This window comes from Streptomyces sp. SID5643 (assembly GCF_009872555.1).
GTDB classification, from domain to species: domain Bacteria; phylum Actinomycetota; class Actinomycetes; order Streptomycetales; family Streptomycetaceae; genus Streptomyces; species Streptomyces iakyrus.
On the sequence record NZ_WWIC01000097.1, the window covers coordinates 1 to 16760 of the forward strand.

At 69.2% G+C, this 16760-nt stretch carries 7 protein-coding genes, 1 tRNA gene and 2 rRNA genes; 1 reads left to right on the top strand and 9 read right to left on the bottom strand.

Annotation, left to right across the window (positions count from 1 at the left end; all coding sequences use genetic code 11):
- Positions 1-80: 80 nt before the first annotated feature.
- From rimO to GTY56_RS12010, 5 genes are all read right to left on the bottom strand, one after another.
- Positions 81-1580, bottom strand: a complete 1500-nt coding sequence (gene rimO / locus GTY56_RS11990; RefSeq protein ID WP_161365047.1) for a 30S ribosomal protein S12 methylthiotransferase RimO — start codon at positions 1578-1580, stop codon at positions 81-83.
- Between the two features lie 93 nt (positions 1581-1673).
- A complete protein-coding gene (locus GTY56_RS11995) occupies positions 1674-2516 on the bottom strand; it encodes a RodZ domain-containing protein (protein ID WP_161365049.1) in 843 nt (280 codons plus the stop codon).
- Positions 2517-2777: 261 nt separating this feature from the next.
- Complete coding sequence (locus GTY56_RS12000) at positions 2778-5546, bottom strand: DNA translocase FtsK (protein WP_202510048.1); 2769 nt, start codon at positions 5544-5546, stop codon at positions 2778-2780.
- A 128-nt stretch (positions 5547-5674) separates the two neighbouring features.
- Positions 5675-6355, bottom strand: a complete 681-nt coding sequence (locus GTY56_RS12005; RefSeq protein ID WP_030853408.1) for a response regulator — start codon at positions 6353-6355, stop codon at positions 5675-5677.
- A 307-nt stretch (positions 6356-6662) separates the two neighbouring features.
- A complete protein-coding gene (locus GTY56_RS12010) occupies positions 6663-12125 on the bottom strand; it encodes a HAMP domain-containing protein (protein WP_346345467.1) in 5463 nt (1820 codons plus the stop codon).
- Positions 12126-12506: 381 nt separating this feature from the next.
- Between GTY56_RS12010 and GTY56_RS12020 the strand changes: the two genes are divergently transcribed.
- On the top strand, positions 12507-15260 hold the full coding sequence (locus GTY56_RS12020) for a SpoIIE family protein phosphatase (protein WP_161365053.1): 2754 nt from the start codon (positions 12507-12509) through the stop codon (positions 15258-15260).
- A 47-nt stretch (positions 15261-15307) separates the two neighbouring features.
- On the opposite strand, the gene GTY56_RS12025 is transcribed toward GTY56_RS12020, so the two are convergent.
- From GTY56_RS12025 to GTY56_RS12040, 4 genes are all read right to left on the bottom strand, one after another.
- Positions 15308-15380, bottom strand: a tRNA-Thr gene (locus GTY56_RS12025).
- 74 nt (positions 15381-15454) lie between these two features.
- Entirely contained in the window at positions 15455-16117 is a 663-nt protein-coding gene (locus tag GTY56_RS12030; protein ID WP_161365057.1) for a DegT/DnrJ/EryC1/StrS family aminotransferase, read from the bottom strand.
- Between the two features lie 114 nt (positions 16118-16231).
- Positions 16232-16348: ribosomal RNA gene (gene rrf / locus GTY56_RS12035) — 5S ribosomal RNA — on the bottom strand.
- A gap of 87 nt (positions 16349-16435) precedes the next feature.
- Positions 16436-16760: ribosomal RNA gene (locus GTY56_RS12040) — 23S ribosomal RNA — on the bottom strand; the annotation flags it as partial.

A 16760-nucleotide genomic window follows, 5' to 3' on the forward strand; every position in this document is an offset into this window, starting at 1 on the left:
AGCGGGCGTCGCGGCGGCGGCACCGGCCGCCGCCCTTCTCGCGCCGGAGGCGCCTCCCGCCGCGGATGCCGGGACACCGGTCATCTGCCCGCCTCCTCACTCCACGCAGGCGACGTGAGCGAGCCCTGCAGCGGCTCGGCCACCAGGTCGACACCTTCCGTACCGACCACCTTCGCCTCGACCATACGGCCGACACGCAGACCCGCGCCGCTCGTGAGGAGCACCTGGCCGTCCGTCTCCGGCGCCTGGTGCTCCGCACGGCCGTACACGCCGTCCTCGTCGACGGACTCGACGAGGACCCGCACGCTCTGGCCGACGCGGTCCTCGGCCCGCTGCGAGACGAGCTCCTCGGCCAGTCGCGAGATGTGGGCCAGCCGCTCGGCGACGACGTCCTCGTCGAGCTTGTCGTCGTAGGTCGCGGCCTCGGTGCCCTCCTCGTCGGAGTAGCCGAAGACGCCGATGGCGTCGAGCCGCGCGCCGTTCAGGAACCGCTCCAGCTCGGCGAGGTCTGCCTCGCTCTCGCCGGGGAAGCCGACGATGAAGTTGGAGCGGACACCGGCCTCGGGCGCCTTGCTGCGGATGGTGTCGAGCAGTTCCAGGAACCGGTCGGTGTCGCCGAATCGGCGCATCGCGCGCAGCACGCCGGGCGCGGAGTGCTGGAAGGACAGGTCGAAGTAGGGCGCGATCTTCGGGGTCGAGGTGAGTACGTCGATGAGGCCGGGCCGCATCTCGGCGGGCTGGAGGTAGCTGACGCGCACCCGCTCGATGCCGTCGACGTCGGCGAGCTCGGGCAGCAGGGACTCCAGCAGGCGGATGTCGCCCAGGTCCTTGCCGTAGGAGGTGTTGTTCTCGGAGACCAGCATGATCTCCTTCACGCCCTGCTCGGCCAGCCACCGCGTCTCGTTCAGCACATCGCTGGGGCGGCGGGAGATGAAGGAGCCACGGAAGGACGGGATGGCGCAGAAGGAGCAGCGCCGGTCGCAGCCGGAGGCGAGCTTGACGGAGGCGACCGGGGAGCCGTCCAGGCGGCGGCGCAGGGGCGCGCGCGGACCGGAGGCCGGGGCGAGGCCCTCCGGAAGATCCGCCGGCGCGACGGCGGGCTCGGCCGGGCCGTGCCCGGGCAGCGCGACGTCGGCCGCCGACTCCTGGCGCTCCGCCGGGCTGATGGGCAGCAGCTTGCGCCGGTCGCGCGGGGTGTGCGAGGCGTGGATGCCGCCGTTGAGGATGGTCTGCAGGCGGTCCGAGATGTCCGAGTAGTCGTCGAAGCCGAGCACGCCGTCGGCCTCGGGGAGAGCTTCGGCGAGTTCCTTGCCGTACCGCTCGGCCATGCAGCCCACCGCCACGACGGCCTGGGTTCTGCCGTGCCCCTTCAGGTCGTTGGCTTCGAGGAGGGCGTCGACGGAGTCCTTCTTGGCGGCTTCGACGAAGCCGCAGGTGTTCACGACGGCGACGTCCGCGTTCTCGGCGTCCTCCACGAGCTGCCAGCCGTCCGCCTCCAAACGGCCTGCGAGCTCCTCCGAGTCCACCTCGTTACGGGCGCAGCCAAGGGTGACGAGTGCGACGGTACGGCGTTCAGGCATGGACTCAAGACTACTTCGTCCCGCTGACACCCCACGTCGACGGGGTTGGCCGTTTCCCGGCCAACCCCGCATCAACCGGACTTTTCGGCCCGGTCACCCGGCTTCGGGGTCGCCCTTCGTGTACGTCAGGCGCTCCACGGACCCCGGCTGGAAGTTCTCCTCGATCTTCTTGCCGTTGACGAAGAGGTCGATCGCCCCGGCGTCTCCGAGGACGAGGTGGACCTTCGAGCTGTCCTGGAAGGTCTTGGTGTCGCCCTGCTTGAGAACGCCGTCGAAGATCATCCGGCCGTTGTGGTCCTTGGCGGCGATCCAGCTGCGGCCGTCGGCTGCGGCCACCCGGACGGTCACCTTGTCCTGCGGCGCCGCCGCGATGGCACTGTCGGACGGCTCGGGGGCGGCGGGCTTCTTGGTCTTGGTGGTCGGGGAGACGGAGTCGCCGGGCGTGGCCCCCTCGGCCACGTTCGCCTCGTTGCCGCCTTCGTCGCCGCCCTGGAACATCGTGAAGCCGACGAAACCGATCACGGCGACGATCGCCGCGACCATGGCGGCGGTCCAGTTGGGTCCCCGCCGCTCCGGGCGGATGCGTTCCGCCTCGAAGAGAGGTGCTGCCGGGGTCGGTGCCGGACGCCCGCCGTGTTCGTCGCCGTACTGGGCGAGCAGCGGTTCGGGGTCGAGGTGGACGGCCTTGGCCAGGGTCCTGATGTGCCCACGGGCGTAGACGTCTCCACCGCAGGGGGAGAAGTCGTCCGCCTCGATCGCGTGCACGATGTTCATGCGGACCCGGGTGGCGCTACTGACGTCGTCGACGGTCAGCCCGGCGGCGATACGAGCCTGCCGCAGGGCACTGCCGATCGAGGGGCGGGCTTCCTCGTGGTCTGCTTCGACGTGCTCGTTTTCGAACGGACGCTCGTCTTCAGGGGAGTTGCCGATGGACACGGGGGCGCCTTTCGAGCGTGTAGCCGCCTGTGCTGGAAGTTCAGTCTAGGGGGGTACCAAAAGGGTGGGGCAACCGGGCGGTGTCACTTTGTACGCCATCGGAATGGCCCGACATTCCGATGGTGGGGTCGCTGGTTGTCGCTTCCCTCAACTTGACGTACGCCGCAGGGAAACGGTTGCTCGATGATCCCTTACGGGTGAGTCACGATCCGGACACCCGTTTGCCGTAACGCCCGCGAGGCGATCACCGCGTCCCGTTCCCTACCCTTCAGACTCCCCCCGGATCAGGGCGAGCACGCCATCCAGCTCGTCAGGCTTCACAAGAACGTCACGAGCCTTCGAACCCTCGCTCGGTCCCACGATGTTCCGCGACTCCATCAGGTCCATCAGCCGGCCGGCCTTGGCGAAGCCGACCCGCAGTTTGCGCTGAAGCATCGACGTCGACCCGAACTGCGTGGAGACGACCAGTTCGGCCGCCTGGCACAGCAGGTCGAGGTCGTCGCCGATGTCCTCGTCGATCTCCTTCTTCTGCTTGGTGCCCACGACGACGTCGTCCCGGAAGACCGGCGTCATCTGGTCCTTGCAGTGCCGGACGACGCCCGCGATCTCCTCCTCGGTGACGAAGGCGCCCTGCATACGGGTGGGCTTGTTGGCCCCCATGGGCAGGAACAGCCCGTCGCCCTTGCCGATGAGCTTCTCGGCGCCCGGCTGGTCGAGGATGACCCGCGAGTCGGCCAGCGAGGAGGTGGCGAACGCCAGCCGGGACGGCACGTTCGCCTTGATCAGACCAGTGACGACGTCCACCGACGGCCGCTGTGTGGCGAGCACCAGGTGGATGCCGGCCGCTCGCGCGAGCTGGGTGATGCGCACGATCGCGTCCTCGACGTCCCGCGGCGCGACCATCATCAGGTCGGCCAGCTCGTCGACGATGACCAGCAGGTACGGGTACGGCTGGAGCTCGCGCTCACTGCCCTCGGGCGGTTTGACCTTGCCCTCGCGCACGGCCTTGTTGAAGTCGTCGATGTGCCGGTAGCCGTAGGCGGCCAGGTCGTCGTAGCGCAGGTCCATCTCGCGTACGACCCACTGGAGCGCCTCCGCGGCCCGCTTGGGGTTGGTGATGATCGGCGTGATCAGGTGCGGGATGCCTTCGTACGCGGTGAGTTCGACCCGCTTGGGGTCGACCAGGATCATCCGCACGTCCTCAGGGGTCGCCCGCATCATCACCGAGGTGATCAGGCAGTTGATGCAGGACGACTTGCCGGAGCCGGTGGCGCCGGCGACCAGCATGTGCGGCATCTTCGCCAGCGAGTGCATGACGTAGCCGCCCTCGACGTCCTTGCCGAAGGCGACCAGCATCGGGTCGTCGTCCTCGGCGGACTCCGCCAGGCGCAGGACGTCTCCGAGGTTGACCATCTCCCGGTCGGTGTTGGGGATCTCGATGCCGACCGCGGACTTGCCGGGGATCGGGCTGATGATCCGCACGTCCGGGCTGGCGACGGCGTAGGCGATGTTCTTGGTCAGCGCGGTGATGCGCTCGACCTTCACGGCGGGGCCGAGCTCGACCTCGTAGCGCGTGACCGTCGGCCCGCGGGTGAAGCCGGTGACACTGGCGTCCACCTTGAACTCGGTGAAGACCGTCGTCAGCGACTCGACGATGAGGTCGTTGGCGGCGCTGCGCGCCTTGCCCGGACCGCCGCGCTCCAGCAGGTCGAGCGACGGCAGGGAGTAGGTGATGTCGCCGGAGAGCTGGAGCTGCTCCGCGCGCGGGGGCAGGTCGCGCGGTTCGGAGGGCGGAGCCTTGGTGAGGTCGCGGACGCCCGCCCTCGGCTTCCGCGGCTCGGGCTCGTCCTGCTCGGGCCTGTGCTGCTGGGCCTTGTCCTGCTGGGTCTTGTCCTGCTGGGGGCGTGCGGCCGGGACGGGCGTCGGCGTGGTCGCCTCCTGGTCCCCCACCCGTACCCCCTGGGTGAGGTCGGCGACGACCGGCGAGGGCGGCATGCCGTGCAGCACGGCGCCGTCGAGCGCGGCGGCGGCCGCCGCGGCGACGTCCACGGCGTCCCTGCGCCGGTCCATGTCGGGCTGCGGCACCGCCGAGCGGCGAGGGCGGCCTCGGCGCCGGGTCAGGGCCTCCTCCTCGGCACTGTCCGGGTCGTACGCCGCAGGCGCCGGCGCGCGTCGGCCGCGCGGGCGCGCGGGCAACGCCTCGCGCCACTGCTCCTCGTAGCGCTCGTCGTCCTCGGCGAAGGCGAACTCGTCCTCGGCCGGGTCGCGCAGGATCCCGAGACGCACCCCGAGCAGACGCAGCCGCTGTGGAATGGCGTTGACCGGGGTGGCCGTGACGACCAGCAGCCCGAAGACGGTCAGCAGCACCAGCAGCGGCACGGCCAGCACGTCCCCCATGGCGTACGACAGCGGCGTCGCCATGGCCCAGCCGATGAGACCGCCGGCGTCCCTTATGGCCTGCATACCGGCGTCGCGCGCGGGTGAGCCGCACGCGATGTGGACCTGGCCGAGCACGCCGATGACGAGCGCGGACAGGCCGATGACGATGCGTCCGTTGGCCTCGGGCTTCTCCGGATGACGGATGAACCGCACGGCGATGACGGCGAGGAGTATCGGCACGAGCAGGTCGAGCCGGCCGAAGGCGCCGGTCACCAGGATCTCGACGAGGTCCCCCACCGGTCCCTTGAGGTCGGCCCAGGTGCCCGCGGCGACGATCAGCGCGATACCGAGCAGCAGCAGGGCGACGCCGTCCTTGCGGTGGGCCGGGTCGAGGTTCTTCGCGCCCTGCCCTATGCCGCGGAACACGGCGCCGACGGCGTGCGCCACACCGAGCCAGACGGCCCGCACGAGCCGGTAGATACCGCCGGTGGGACTGGGGGCCGGTTTGGGCGCGATCTTCTTGGCCGCGGCCTTCCGGGCGGGCGCCTTCTTCGCGGGAGCCTTCTTGGCGGCGGCCTTCTTCGCCGGAGCCTTCGCGGCCGCCTTCTTCGCGGGCGGCGGCTTCTTGGCTGCGGAGGGACGTGAGGCCATGGGTGTGAGGTTACCGGGGGAGACGACAGGGGACACGCGTGTCCACCGCTTCACCCGTTCGTGTCGCTCCGGGAGAGGCGTCAAACTGACGCGCGGTCACGGGGTGGACAATCCCACCTGCACACGCGTCAGTTCTGCGAGGACACCGAGGAGGTGCTCCCGGTGCCCGGCTCCAGCGCGTCCAGCGCCCGCCGCAACCCCGTGAGCTTGCGCTCCAGATGAGCCGCGGTGGCCACCGCGGCGGCGTCCGTCGACTCGTCGTTGAGCTGCTTGGTCAGCGCTTCGGCCTGCTCCTCGACGGCCGCGAGCCGTGCGGAGAGCTCCGCGAGCAGTCCGGCCGACTCCTTGGCCTCACCGCCCGCGTCCTTGCCGTTGCCCTCCAACTGGAGCCGCAGCAGCGACGCCTGCTCCCGCAGCTGGCAGTTCTTCATGTACAGCTCGACGAAGACGGAGACCTTCGCGCGCAGCACCCACGGGTCGAACGGCTTGGAGATGTAGTCCACCGCGCCCGCCGCGTAGCCGCGGAAGGTGTGGTGGGGGCCGTGGTTGATCGCCGTGAGGAAGATGATCGGGATGTCCCGCGTCCGCTCGCGGCGCTTGATGTGCGCGGCCGTCTCGAAGCCGTCCATACCCGGCATCTGGACGTCCAGCAGGATGACCGCGAAGTCGTCCGTGAGCAGCGCTTTGAGCGCTTCCTCCCCGGACGATGCCCGCACCAGCGTCTGATCGAGCGCAGAGAGGATCGCCTCCAGCGCCAGCAGATTCTCCGGCCGGTCATCGACCAGGAGGATCTTGGCCTTCTGCACCATGGCCCGCCCTCCTCGCCCCGGCGTGGGGCCTCCCCTGTCCGCAGGTCCTGCGGCAGCACCGGTGGGTGCCGCCCCAGGGGACGACTCCCTTGCGCCGCCCGTCCTTGTGCCGGTCATCGTAGCCGCACCCTGCCCGTCGCCACACCCTGTCACCGCGATGTCACTGTGCACGTAGCGGAAACGCAGCAGGAGACCAGAAGGTTCCCCAGATCTTGTACTTCTACACGACTATGCGCACACCGAGTCCGCAACTCCGCGTGAACACCGAACCTTCCCGGCATGGTCGCGCAACGGCCCAACGTTCCCCTCATTCCCCTCGCATCCACTGATCCATCACCGCCAGCAGGTGATCGGGGTCGACGGGCTTCGTCACGTAGTCGGAAGCGCCCGACTCGATGGCCTTCTCGCGGTCGCCCTTCATCGCCTTCGCCGTCAGCGCGATGATCGGCAGTCCGGCGAACTGCGGCATCCGGCGGATCGCCGTGGTCGTCGCGTACCCGTCCATCTCGGGCATCATGATGTCCATCAGCACGACCGCCACGTCGTCGTGCTGCTCCAGGACCTCGATGCCCTCCCGGCCGTTCTCCGCGTACAACACGGACAGGCCGTGCTGTTCCAGGACGCTGGTCAGGGCGAAGACGTTGCGGATGTCGTCGTCGACGATCAGGACCTTCTGGCCGCCGAACCGGATGCCGCGGTTCGGCCTCGGCGCCGGCTCCTGCTCGGACGGAGTCCACTGCTCCAGCTGCGCGGGGCGCTGCGGCAGCTCGGGCATCCTGCGCCGCCGCCGGAACAGGGCAGCCGGCCCGTTCTGCGTCTCGCGGTACGACGTCACCTCGGCCGGCGTCTCGACCTCCACGTCCGACAGCTCGGACGCCGACGCCACCAGGTCGCCGGCCTCCAGGGCGGGCAACTGCTGCTGGTAGCCCTGCGGCGGCAGTTCGCTGGGGTGCAGCGGCAGATACAGCGTGAACGTCGAACCACGGCCGGGCTCGCTCTGCGCGTAAATCTCACCGCCGAGCAACTGCGCGATCTCCCGCGAGATGGACAACCCGAGACCGGTACCGCCGTACTTGCGACTGGTCGTGCCGTCGGCCTGCTTGAACGCCTCGAAGATCACCCGCATCTTGCTGGACGCGATGCCGATGCCCGTGTCGGTCACCGAGAACGCGATGAGCCCGGCCTCCGGATCGGTCAGCGACCCGGTCTCCAGCAACTGCTCCCGGATCTTCTGCGGCACGTCCTCCCGCGCCGGCCTGATGACCAGCTCCACCGACCCGGAGTCGGTGAACTTCACCGCGTTGGAGAGCAGGTTGCGCAGCACCTGCAACAGCCGCTGCTCGTCGGTGTGCAGCGTGGCGGGCAGCTCCGGGGAGACCCGTACGGACAGGTCCAGGCCCTTCTCCGCGGTCAGCGGCCGGAAGGTCGCCTCCACGTAGTCCACGAGCTGGACGAGCGCGATCCGCGTCGGGGAGACGTCCATCTTGCCCGCCTCGACCTTCGACAGGTCGAGGATGTCGTTGATGAGCTGGAGCAGGTCCGAACCGGCTCCGTGGATCGTCTCGGCGAACTCGACCTGCTTCGGGGAGAGGTTCCCCTCGGCGTTGTCGGCGAGCAGCTTGGCCAGGATCAGCAGCGAGTTGAGCGGCGTACGCAGCTCGTGCGACATGTTCGCCAGGAACTCGCTCTTGTAGCGCATCGACACCGCGAGCTGCTCGGCGCGCTCCTCCAGGACCTGCCGCGCCTCCTCGATCTCGGTGTTCTTCACCTCGATGTCGCGGTTCTGCTGCGCCAGCAGCTCGGCCTTCTCCTCCAGTTCGGCGTTGGACGCCTGGAGGGCCTTCTGCCGCTGCTCCAACTCCGCCGAGCGCTCGCGCAGTTGCTCGGTCAGCTCCTGCGACTGAGCCAGCAGCAGCTCGGTCTTGGTGTTGACCGAGATGGTGTTGACGCTCGTCGCGATCATCTCGGCGATCTGGTTCAGGAAGTCCTTCTGGATCTGCGTGAACGGCGTGAAGGACGCCAGCTCGATGACTCCGAGCACGCTGCCCTCGAACAGCACCGGCAACACGATCACCTGCGCGGGCGGCGCCTCGCCGAGCCCCGAGGAGATCTTCAGATAGCCGCTCGGCGCGTTCTCCACGAGGATCGTGCGCTTCTCCTCGGCGGCCGTCCCCACCAGCGCCTCACCGGGCTGGAACGACGTCGGCATCGAGCCCATCGAGTAGCCGTAGCTGCCGAGCATGCGCAGCTCGTACTGGTCCTCGTCCGTGGCGCTGATGTCCTCGCCGTCGACGAGCGGCATCGCCACGAAGAACGCCCCGTGCTGGGCGGAGACGACCGGGGTCAGCTCGCTCATGATCAGCGAGGCCACGTCCTCCAGGTCGCGGCGGCCCTGCATCAGCGCGGAGATCCGCGCCAGGTTGCCCTTGAGCCAGTCCTGTTCCTTGTTGGCGATCGTGGTGTCGCGCAGGTTGGCGATCATCTTGTTGATGTAGTCCTGGAGTTCCTGGATCTCCCCGGACGCGTCCACGTCGATCTTCAGGTTCAGATCGCCGCGGGTCACCGCTGTCGCCACGCGCGCGATGGCACGCACCTGCCGGGTCAGGTTCCCGGCCATCTCGTTCACCGACTCGGTCAGGTCCCGCCAGGTGCCGTCCACGTCCCGCACGCGCGCCTGGCCGCCCAGCTGCCCTTCCGTGCCCACCTCGCGGGCCACACGCGTGACCTCCTCCGCGAAGGACGACAGCTGGTCGACCATCGTGTTGATGGTCGTCTTCAGCTCCAGGATCTCCCCGCGCGCGTCGATGTCGATCTTCTTCGTCAGGTCACCCTTGGCGATGGCCGTGGTCACCATGGCGATGTTGCGCACCTGACCGGTCAGGTTGGACGCCATCTGGTTCACGGACTCCGTGAGGTCCTTCCACGTGCCGGCCACACCCGGTACGTGCGCCTGGCCGCCCAGGATGCCGTCCGTGCCCACCTCACGGGCCACCTTGGTGACCTGCTCGGCGAACGAACTCAGCGTCTTCACCATCGTGTTGATGGTGTCGGCGAGCTGCGCGACCTCACCGCGCGCCTCGATGGTGACCTGCCGCGTCAGGTCGCCGTTGGCGACCGCCGCCGAGACCTGGGAGATGTTCCGCACCTGAGTGGTGAGGTTCTTCGCCATCAGGTTGACGTTGTCGCTCAGGTCCTTCCAGATGCCCGTGACACCCGGCACGTGCGCCTGGCCGCCCAGGATGCCCTCGGTGCCCACCTCGCGGGCCACCCGGGTCACCTGCTCGGCGAAGGAGGAGAGCTGGTCCACCATCGTGTTCACGGTCGTGACGAGCTCGAGGATCTCGCCCTTGGCGTCGACGGTGATCTTCTTCGACAGATCGCCCCGGGCCACCGCCGTCGTGACCTCGGCGATGTTGCGCACCTGGATGGTCAGGTTGTTGGCCATGCCGTTCACGGACTGGGTGAGGTCCTTCCAGGTGCCGGAAACGCCCTGCACCTCGGCCTGACCGCCGAGGATGCCCTCCGTACCCACCTCGCGGGCCACCCGCGTGACCTCTTCGGCGAACGACGACAGCTGGTCCACCATCGTGTTCAGCGTGTTCTTCAGCTCCAGGATCTCCCCGCGCGCGTCCACGGTGATCTTCTGGGACAGGTCACCCCGGGCCACCGCCGTGGCCACCTGGGCGATGTTGCGCACCTGACCGGTCAGGTTGGACGCCATGCCGTTCACGGAGTCCGTCAGGTCACGCCACACACCGGCCACACCCGGCACCTGCGCCTGACCGCCCAGCCGGCCGTCCGTACCCACCTCGCGCGCCACCCGGGTCACCTGGTCGGCGAAGGCCGAGAGCTGGTCGACCATCGTGTTGATGGTGTTCTTCAGCTCCAGGATCTCGCCGCGCGCGTCGACGTCGATCTTCTGCGACAGGTCACCCCGGGCCACCGCCGTCGTCACCTGCGCGATGTTGCGCACCTGGGAAGTGAGGTTGCCGGCCATCGAGTTGACGGAGTCGGTGAGCTCCTTCCACGTGCCCGAGACGCCGTCCACCCGGGCCTGACCGCCCAGGCGGCCCTCCGTGCCCACGTCCCGGGCCATCCGCGTCACCTGGTCGGCGAAGCTCGACAACTGGTCCACCATCGTGTTCACGGTGTTCTTCAGCTTGAGCATCTCGCCGGACACGTCGACGGTGACCTTCTGCGAGAGGTCGCCGTTGGCCACCGCCGTCGTCACCTGGGCGATGTTCCTCACCTGACCGGTGAGGTTCCGGAACGCCGTGTTGACGGAGTCCGTCAGGTCCTTCCAGGTACCGGCCGCGCCCGGCACCTGCGCCTGGCCGCCCAGCTCACCCTCGACACCGATCTCTCGCGCCACACGCGTCACTTCGGCACCGAAGGCGGACAGCTGGTCGACCATCGTGTTGACGGTGTTCTTCAGCTCCAGCATCTCGCCGGCCACGTCCACCGTGACCTTCTGCGACAAGTCACCGTTGGCCACCGCCGTCGTGACGGCGGCGATGTCCCGCACCTGAGTGGTCAGATTCCGGAAGACCGTGTTCACCGAATCGGTGAGGTCCTTCCACGTCCCCGCCGCACCCGGCACATTCGCCTGACCGCCGAGCTGCCCCTCGGCCCCGACCTCGTTGGCCACGCGGGTGACCTCGTCCGCGAAGATCCGCAGGGTCTCGGTCATCTGGTTGATCGTGTCGGCGAGCTGCGCGACCTCACCGCGCGCCGGCACCGTCACCTTGCGCGACAGGTCACCGCTGGCGACCGCGGTCGTCACCTCCGCGATCCCGCGCACCTGGGCCGTCAGGTTCCCGGCCATGGTGTTCACCGAATCGGTGAGTTCCTTCCACACACCGGCCACGCCCGGCACCTGCGCCTGACCGCCCAGCGCACCCTCGGTGCCCACCTCACGGGCCACACGCGTGACCTCGGAGGAGAACGCCGACAGCTGGTCCACCATCGTGTTGACGGTGTTCTTCAGCTCCAGCATCTCGCCGGCCACCTGCACGGTGACCTTCCGGGACAGATCACCCTTGGCGACCGCCGTCGTCACCAACGCGATGTCCCTCACCTGAGCGGTGAGCCGGTTCGCCATCGTGTTGACGGAGTCCGTCAGGTCCCGCCACGAACCCGACATGCCCCGCACGCGGGCCTGCCCGCCCAGCTTGCCCTCGGTGCCCACCTCACTGGCCACCCGTGTGACCTCGTCGGTGAACGTCGACAGCTGGTCGACCAGGTTGTTGACGGTCCGCCCGACCTTGAGGAACTCGCCCCGCAGCGGCTGGCTGTTCCCGTCCGGCACCTGCGTCCGCAGCTCCATCCGCGGCGACAGATCACCCTCCGCCACCGCCGACAGCACCCGGCCGACCTCGGAGACCGGCCGTACCAGGTCGTCCACCAGGGCGTTCGAGTTGTCGATCGCCGTCGCCCAGGAGCCCTCGCAGGCACCCGTCTCCAGCCGCTCGGTGAGCTTGCCCTCGCGGCCCACCATCCGCCGCACCCGCGACAGCTCACCCGTCAGATGCAGATTGCGGTCGGCCACCTCGTTGAAGACCGCCGCGATCTCGGCCATCACGCCGTCGCCCGACACCGTGAGCCGCTTGCGGAAGTTCCCGTCCCGCATCGACACCAGGGCCGCCATCAGCCGGTTCAGGGCCGCCGTGTCCACCTCGGTCGTGCCACTGCGCACCTTGCCCTGGTTGATCGGGGACTGTCCGCCTTTCGCGCGCGTCTTCCTGCCACGCGTCGCTGCGCCAGACTCCACTGTGTCCCTCCCGCAGGGGTCGACCGTCTCTGCTGTGCTCGGGTACCACGCTCGGCGTACCGGTTACTACTGCGTATTGTCCGCCCTGCATGCCAGGCCGTCTCCAGGGGGCTGCTGCCCAAGGTCACCTCCGGGCACACAGCCTGCCCCGACCTTCACAAGAAGCTTGCCCAGTGTTTCACCCTGGCCGAACCAGGCCATAACAGTTCGGCAGCTTCGCACATCGTCCGCACACCCTCCGGACGGAAACACTGCAGACCGGCATCCGCACGGACCGCGAAGGTAAGTAACCTTGCATCCGGCTGTCCAGCCGCGCCGGTCCGTCCGGCCTGGGCGGTGGCACGAAGACGAGCGGGCATCGGAGGGGCGGCCGCACACAACATGACCACCGGACTGATCCCGGGGGGACAGCCCCCGGACCCCCGGCCGACGGGCGCCCTGCCCCAGCAGCGGCGCGAGCCGGCCGGCAACGCAGCCCAGCACGTCGAGAACCGGTCGAGGAGTTCTGTGATCACCGCGCGCGCGGCCGCCAGTTTCGAGCCCGTCGGGCGATCGGTCGCGAGCGCCCGCTCCTTCGTCCGCGACACCCTCCAGGGCTGGGGCTTCGCGGACATCGTCGACGACGCCGTCGTTCTCACGAGCGAACTGGTGACCAACGCCGTGGTCCACGCCGGCACCTCCGCCGACGTGCTGTGCCTGCGCAGCGACGAGGGCGTCCGCATCGAAGTGGCCGACCGGTACCCCGAACGCGAGATCCCCCTCCAGGGCGCGGCGATCAACATGGGCAGCCCCGACCGCGAGGGCGGCCGCGGCCTCCAGCTGTGCGCGGCCCTCGCCGGCCGCTGGGGCGTCGAATACATCCCCACCCACAAGACCGTCTGGTTCCAACTGGACCTGCCCGCACGCGCGGTGGGCACCCGCACGGCCGGCCCGGCCCTGCCCTCCGACCTCCTCCCGCTGGCCGACAGCCGGGTCCGCGTCGCCGTCGTCCAGGTCGACCGCACCGGTCACATCGCCGCCTGGAACGAGGACGCCGAGGACCTCTTCGGCTACCCGGCCGAGCAGGTCGTCGGCAAGCCTCTGACCGACCTCGCGGCCTGGCCGCACACCCCCGGCACCAGCACCGGCATCGCGGAGGCCCTGCGCCTCTCCCGCTGGGAAGGCAGCTACGGCATCCGCGCCGCCACCGGCCGCGTCACCCCCGTCTACGCCTCCCACCTGCGCGTCCGCGACACCGCAGGCGAACCGTCAACCGTGTGCCTCCTCGTACGGGACCACGAACGGGCAGTTCTGCAGACCCCGCTGCGCGGCCCCGCCTCCGACACCTCCAGCGGTTCCGAGGGCCAGAGCACCGACCCCTTCGAGGTCTTCATCGGCTCCCCCGCCCCGGACGACCTCGACGGCCTCCTCCAGCGCACGGTCGAGCGCGCCCGCGACATGCTCGACGGCGACTCGGCCTTCCTCCTGCTCGCCACCGACGACGAGACGGAACTGGAGGTCCGCGCCTCCACCGGCCTCCCCTCCGCCCGCCAGCGCTTCGCCCGCGTCCCCGTCGAAGCCGGCCCCGGCCGCTACGGCTCGGCCCGCATGCCCGCCGTCCACGACGACCTGACCGCGGTCCCCGGCGCGGTGCCACTGCTGAACGGCACGGGCATGCGCTCGGTCGTCACCGTCCCGCTGAAGGTGGAGGGCCGCCTCACCGGCTCCCTCGGCGTCGCCGCCGAAGCCCCCGCCAGATACTCCAACGAGGAGGCCCTGCGCCTCCAGTTCGCCGCCGACCGCATCGCCCTCGCCGTCGAATCGGCCCGCCTGGGCGAACTGGAGCGCCTGCGCCGCGGCTCCCTCAGCTTCCTCGTCGAGGCGTCCGACCTGCTGGCCGGCACCCTGGACCGCGACCAGACCCTGGCCCTGATGGCCCAGATGACCGTGCCGACCCTCGCCACCTGGTGCGCCGTCTACACGATCGCCGACCAGGCCTCCGAGCCCTACCTCTCCTACGTCCTGCACGAGGACGAGGAACTCATCGACGGCATCAAGTCCCTGCTGTCGAAGGTCCCCGCGCCCGACCCGGTCCCCACCCCCGGCGCCCGGGTGTGGACGGCCCCCGGCGAGGTGGCCCACCAGGCCGCCCTGCGCAGCTCCATGCGCAGCCTGGGCCTGAGCGGCAGCCCGACGCGCCAGGTCACCCCCGGCATCGGCCCCACCCTCGCGACCGCCTCCGCCGTCGGCGGCGAGACCGTGGTCCTCCCGCTGGTCGCCCGCAACCGTGTCATCGGCATGCTGACCCTCGGCAAGCCCACCGACGAACACTTCCGCCAGGAGATCCTGGAACTCGCCGAGGACCTCTCCCGCCGGGCCGCTCTCGCCCTGGACAACGCCCGCCTCTACTCGGAGCGCACGGCCATCAGCCAGTCCCTCCAGCGCAGCCTCCTGCCCCCGGAGCTCCCCGAGATCGACGGCGTCGAGGTCGAGGTCATCTACCGCGCCGCCGGCGAGGGCAACGAGGTCGGCGGCGACTTCTACGACGTCTTCCCCATCCGCGACGGCGCCTACGGCTTCGCCATCGGCGACGTCTGCGGTACGGGCCCGAACGCGGCGGCGGTCACCGGCCTGGCCCGCCACGCCCTGCGCCTCCTGGCCCGCGAGGGCCTCACCGGCCCGACGGTCCTGGAGCGCCTGAACTCCGCGATCCTCGACGAAGGCGCCCGCAGCCGCTTCCTCACCCTCCTCTACGGCGAGATGCGCCCGCAGGAGGACGGCAGCGCGGAACTGAAGGTCGTCTGCGCCGGCCACCCGCTCCCGCTGCGCCTGCGCCAGGACGGCACGGTCGAACCGGCCGCGGAACCCCAGCCGCTGCTCGGCGTCATCGAGGACCTGGAGCTCTACGAGCAGACCGTCACCCTCGATCCGGGCGACGTCCTCCTGTGCGTCACGGACGGCGTCACCGAACGCCGGGAGGGCGCCCGCATGCTCGGCGACGACGGCCTCGCCGACGTCCTCACGACCTGCACGGGCCTCACGGCCGGCGCGGTGGCGGCCCGCATCATGCGCGCGGTGGAACGCTTCGCTTCGGACGCCCCTTCGGACGACATGGCGATCCTCGCGATGCGCGTCCCCGGCCCCCACAAGGACTAGGGAAACGGAAAAGGCCCCACCCGTGAGGGTGGGGCCTTTTCTGCTTGAGCCCCCAAGCGGAATCGAACCGCTGACCTTCTCCTTACCATGGAGACGCTCTACCGACTGAGCTATAGGGGCCTGTTGCTTTGCGAGGTCTCCCCCGCGGCAACGGAATAGATCATACCCCGAACAGACCTGTGCTCCCAACCACGTCAGAAGGCGGGCTGGAGCAACCCTCCGAGGGCGTTGCAGGCCGACACGACCCGATGCATGTCCCGCTTGGTCAGCGATGCGTCCACCGGCAGCGCGAGCGTCTCGTCGGAAGCCCGCTCGGTCTCCGGCAGCGCGACACAGCGACGGAATTCGGGCAACCGGTGCACGGGCGTCTTCACCGGTACCCGGCACTCGACTCCCCTGGCCCGTACGGCCCGCGCGAAGGCGTCCCGATCGGGACGCCCATTGCCCGGAACCCGCACGACGTACTGCTGATAGGTGTGCCCGTCACCGTCGTCCGGCGTCCGCACACCCCTCAACTTGGCATCGAGATAGGCCGCCCTCTCCCTGCGCTGCGCTATCTCGTCGTACGGCGCCTCCGACTCCCCTTGCTCCAGCACCAGCAGACCGTGCCGCTGCCCGAGGGCGTGCAGCCGACCCATGTCGGCGAGTCGGCCGAAGCGGTGTACGACGACCACGGCAGCGGTGCGCGAGGTGACCGCAGCTTCCACAGCGACGGCGTCGAGACAGTAGGTGGCGGGGTCTATGTCGGCGAACACCGGCAGAGCGCCGGCCATGGTCACGGCTTCGGCGACCTCGACGTTCCCGAAGGCCGGCACGACGACCTCGTCACCGAGTCCGACCCCGGCGGCCCTGAGCATTGCAGCAGTACCCATGCAATGGATGCTCGTTGCGCAACGTGAACTTCAAGTGACGCGCAACAAAAAAGGGTTGGACCCGGAACCGAAGTTCCGGGTCCAACCCTTTCAATGATTGTTCGGCGGCGTCCTACTCTCCCACAGGGTCCCCCCTGCAGTACCATCGGCGCTGTAAGGCTTAGCTTCCGGGTTCGGAATGTAACCGGGCGTTTCCCCTACGCTATAACCACCGAAACACTATGAAACTGTGAACCGCCGCACCACGTGTGGCACGTGGGGCTGTTCGTGGTTTCAGAACCAACACAGTGGACGCGAGCAACTGAGGACAAGCCCTCGGCCTATTAGTACCGGTCAACTCCACACGTTACCGTGCTTCCATATCCGGCCTATCAACCCAGTCGTCTACTGGGAGCCTTACCCTCTCAAGGAGGTGGGAATACTCATCTCGAAGCAGGCTTCCCGCTTAGATGCTTTCAGCGGTTATCCCTCCCGAACGTAGCCAACCAGCCATGCCCTTGGCAGAACAACTGGCACACCAGAGGTTCGTCCGTCCCGGTCCTCTCGTACTAGGGACAGCCCTTCTCAATATTCCTACGCGCACAGCGGATAGGGACCGAACTGTCTCACGACGTTCTAAACCCAGCTC

Coding starts and splice junctions, on each gene's coding strand:
- GTY56_RS12005 (WP_030853408.1), bottom strand. CDS start 6,355: ATGGTGCAGAAGGCCAAGATCCTCCTGGTCGATGACCGGCCGGAGAAT.
- rimO (WP_161365047.1), bottom strand. CDS start 1,580: ATGCCTGAACGCCGTACCGTCGCACTCGTCACCCTTGGCTGCGCCCGT.
- GTY56_RS12030 (WP_161365057.1), bottom strand. CDS start 16,117: ATGCTCAGGGCCGCCGGGGTCGGACTCGGTGACGAGGTCGTCGTGCCG.
- GTY56_RS12020 (WP_161365053.1), top strand. CDS start 12,507: ATGACCACCGGACTGATCCCGGGGGGACAGCCCCCGGACCCCCGGCCG.
- GTY56_RS12000 (WP_202510048.1), bottom strand. CDS start 5,546: ATGGCCTCACGTCCCTCCGCAGCCAAGAAGCCGCCGCCCGCGAAGAAG.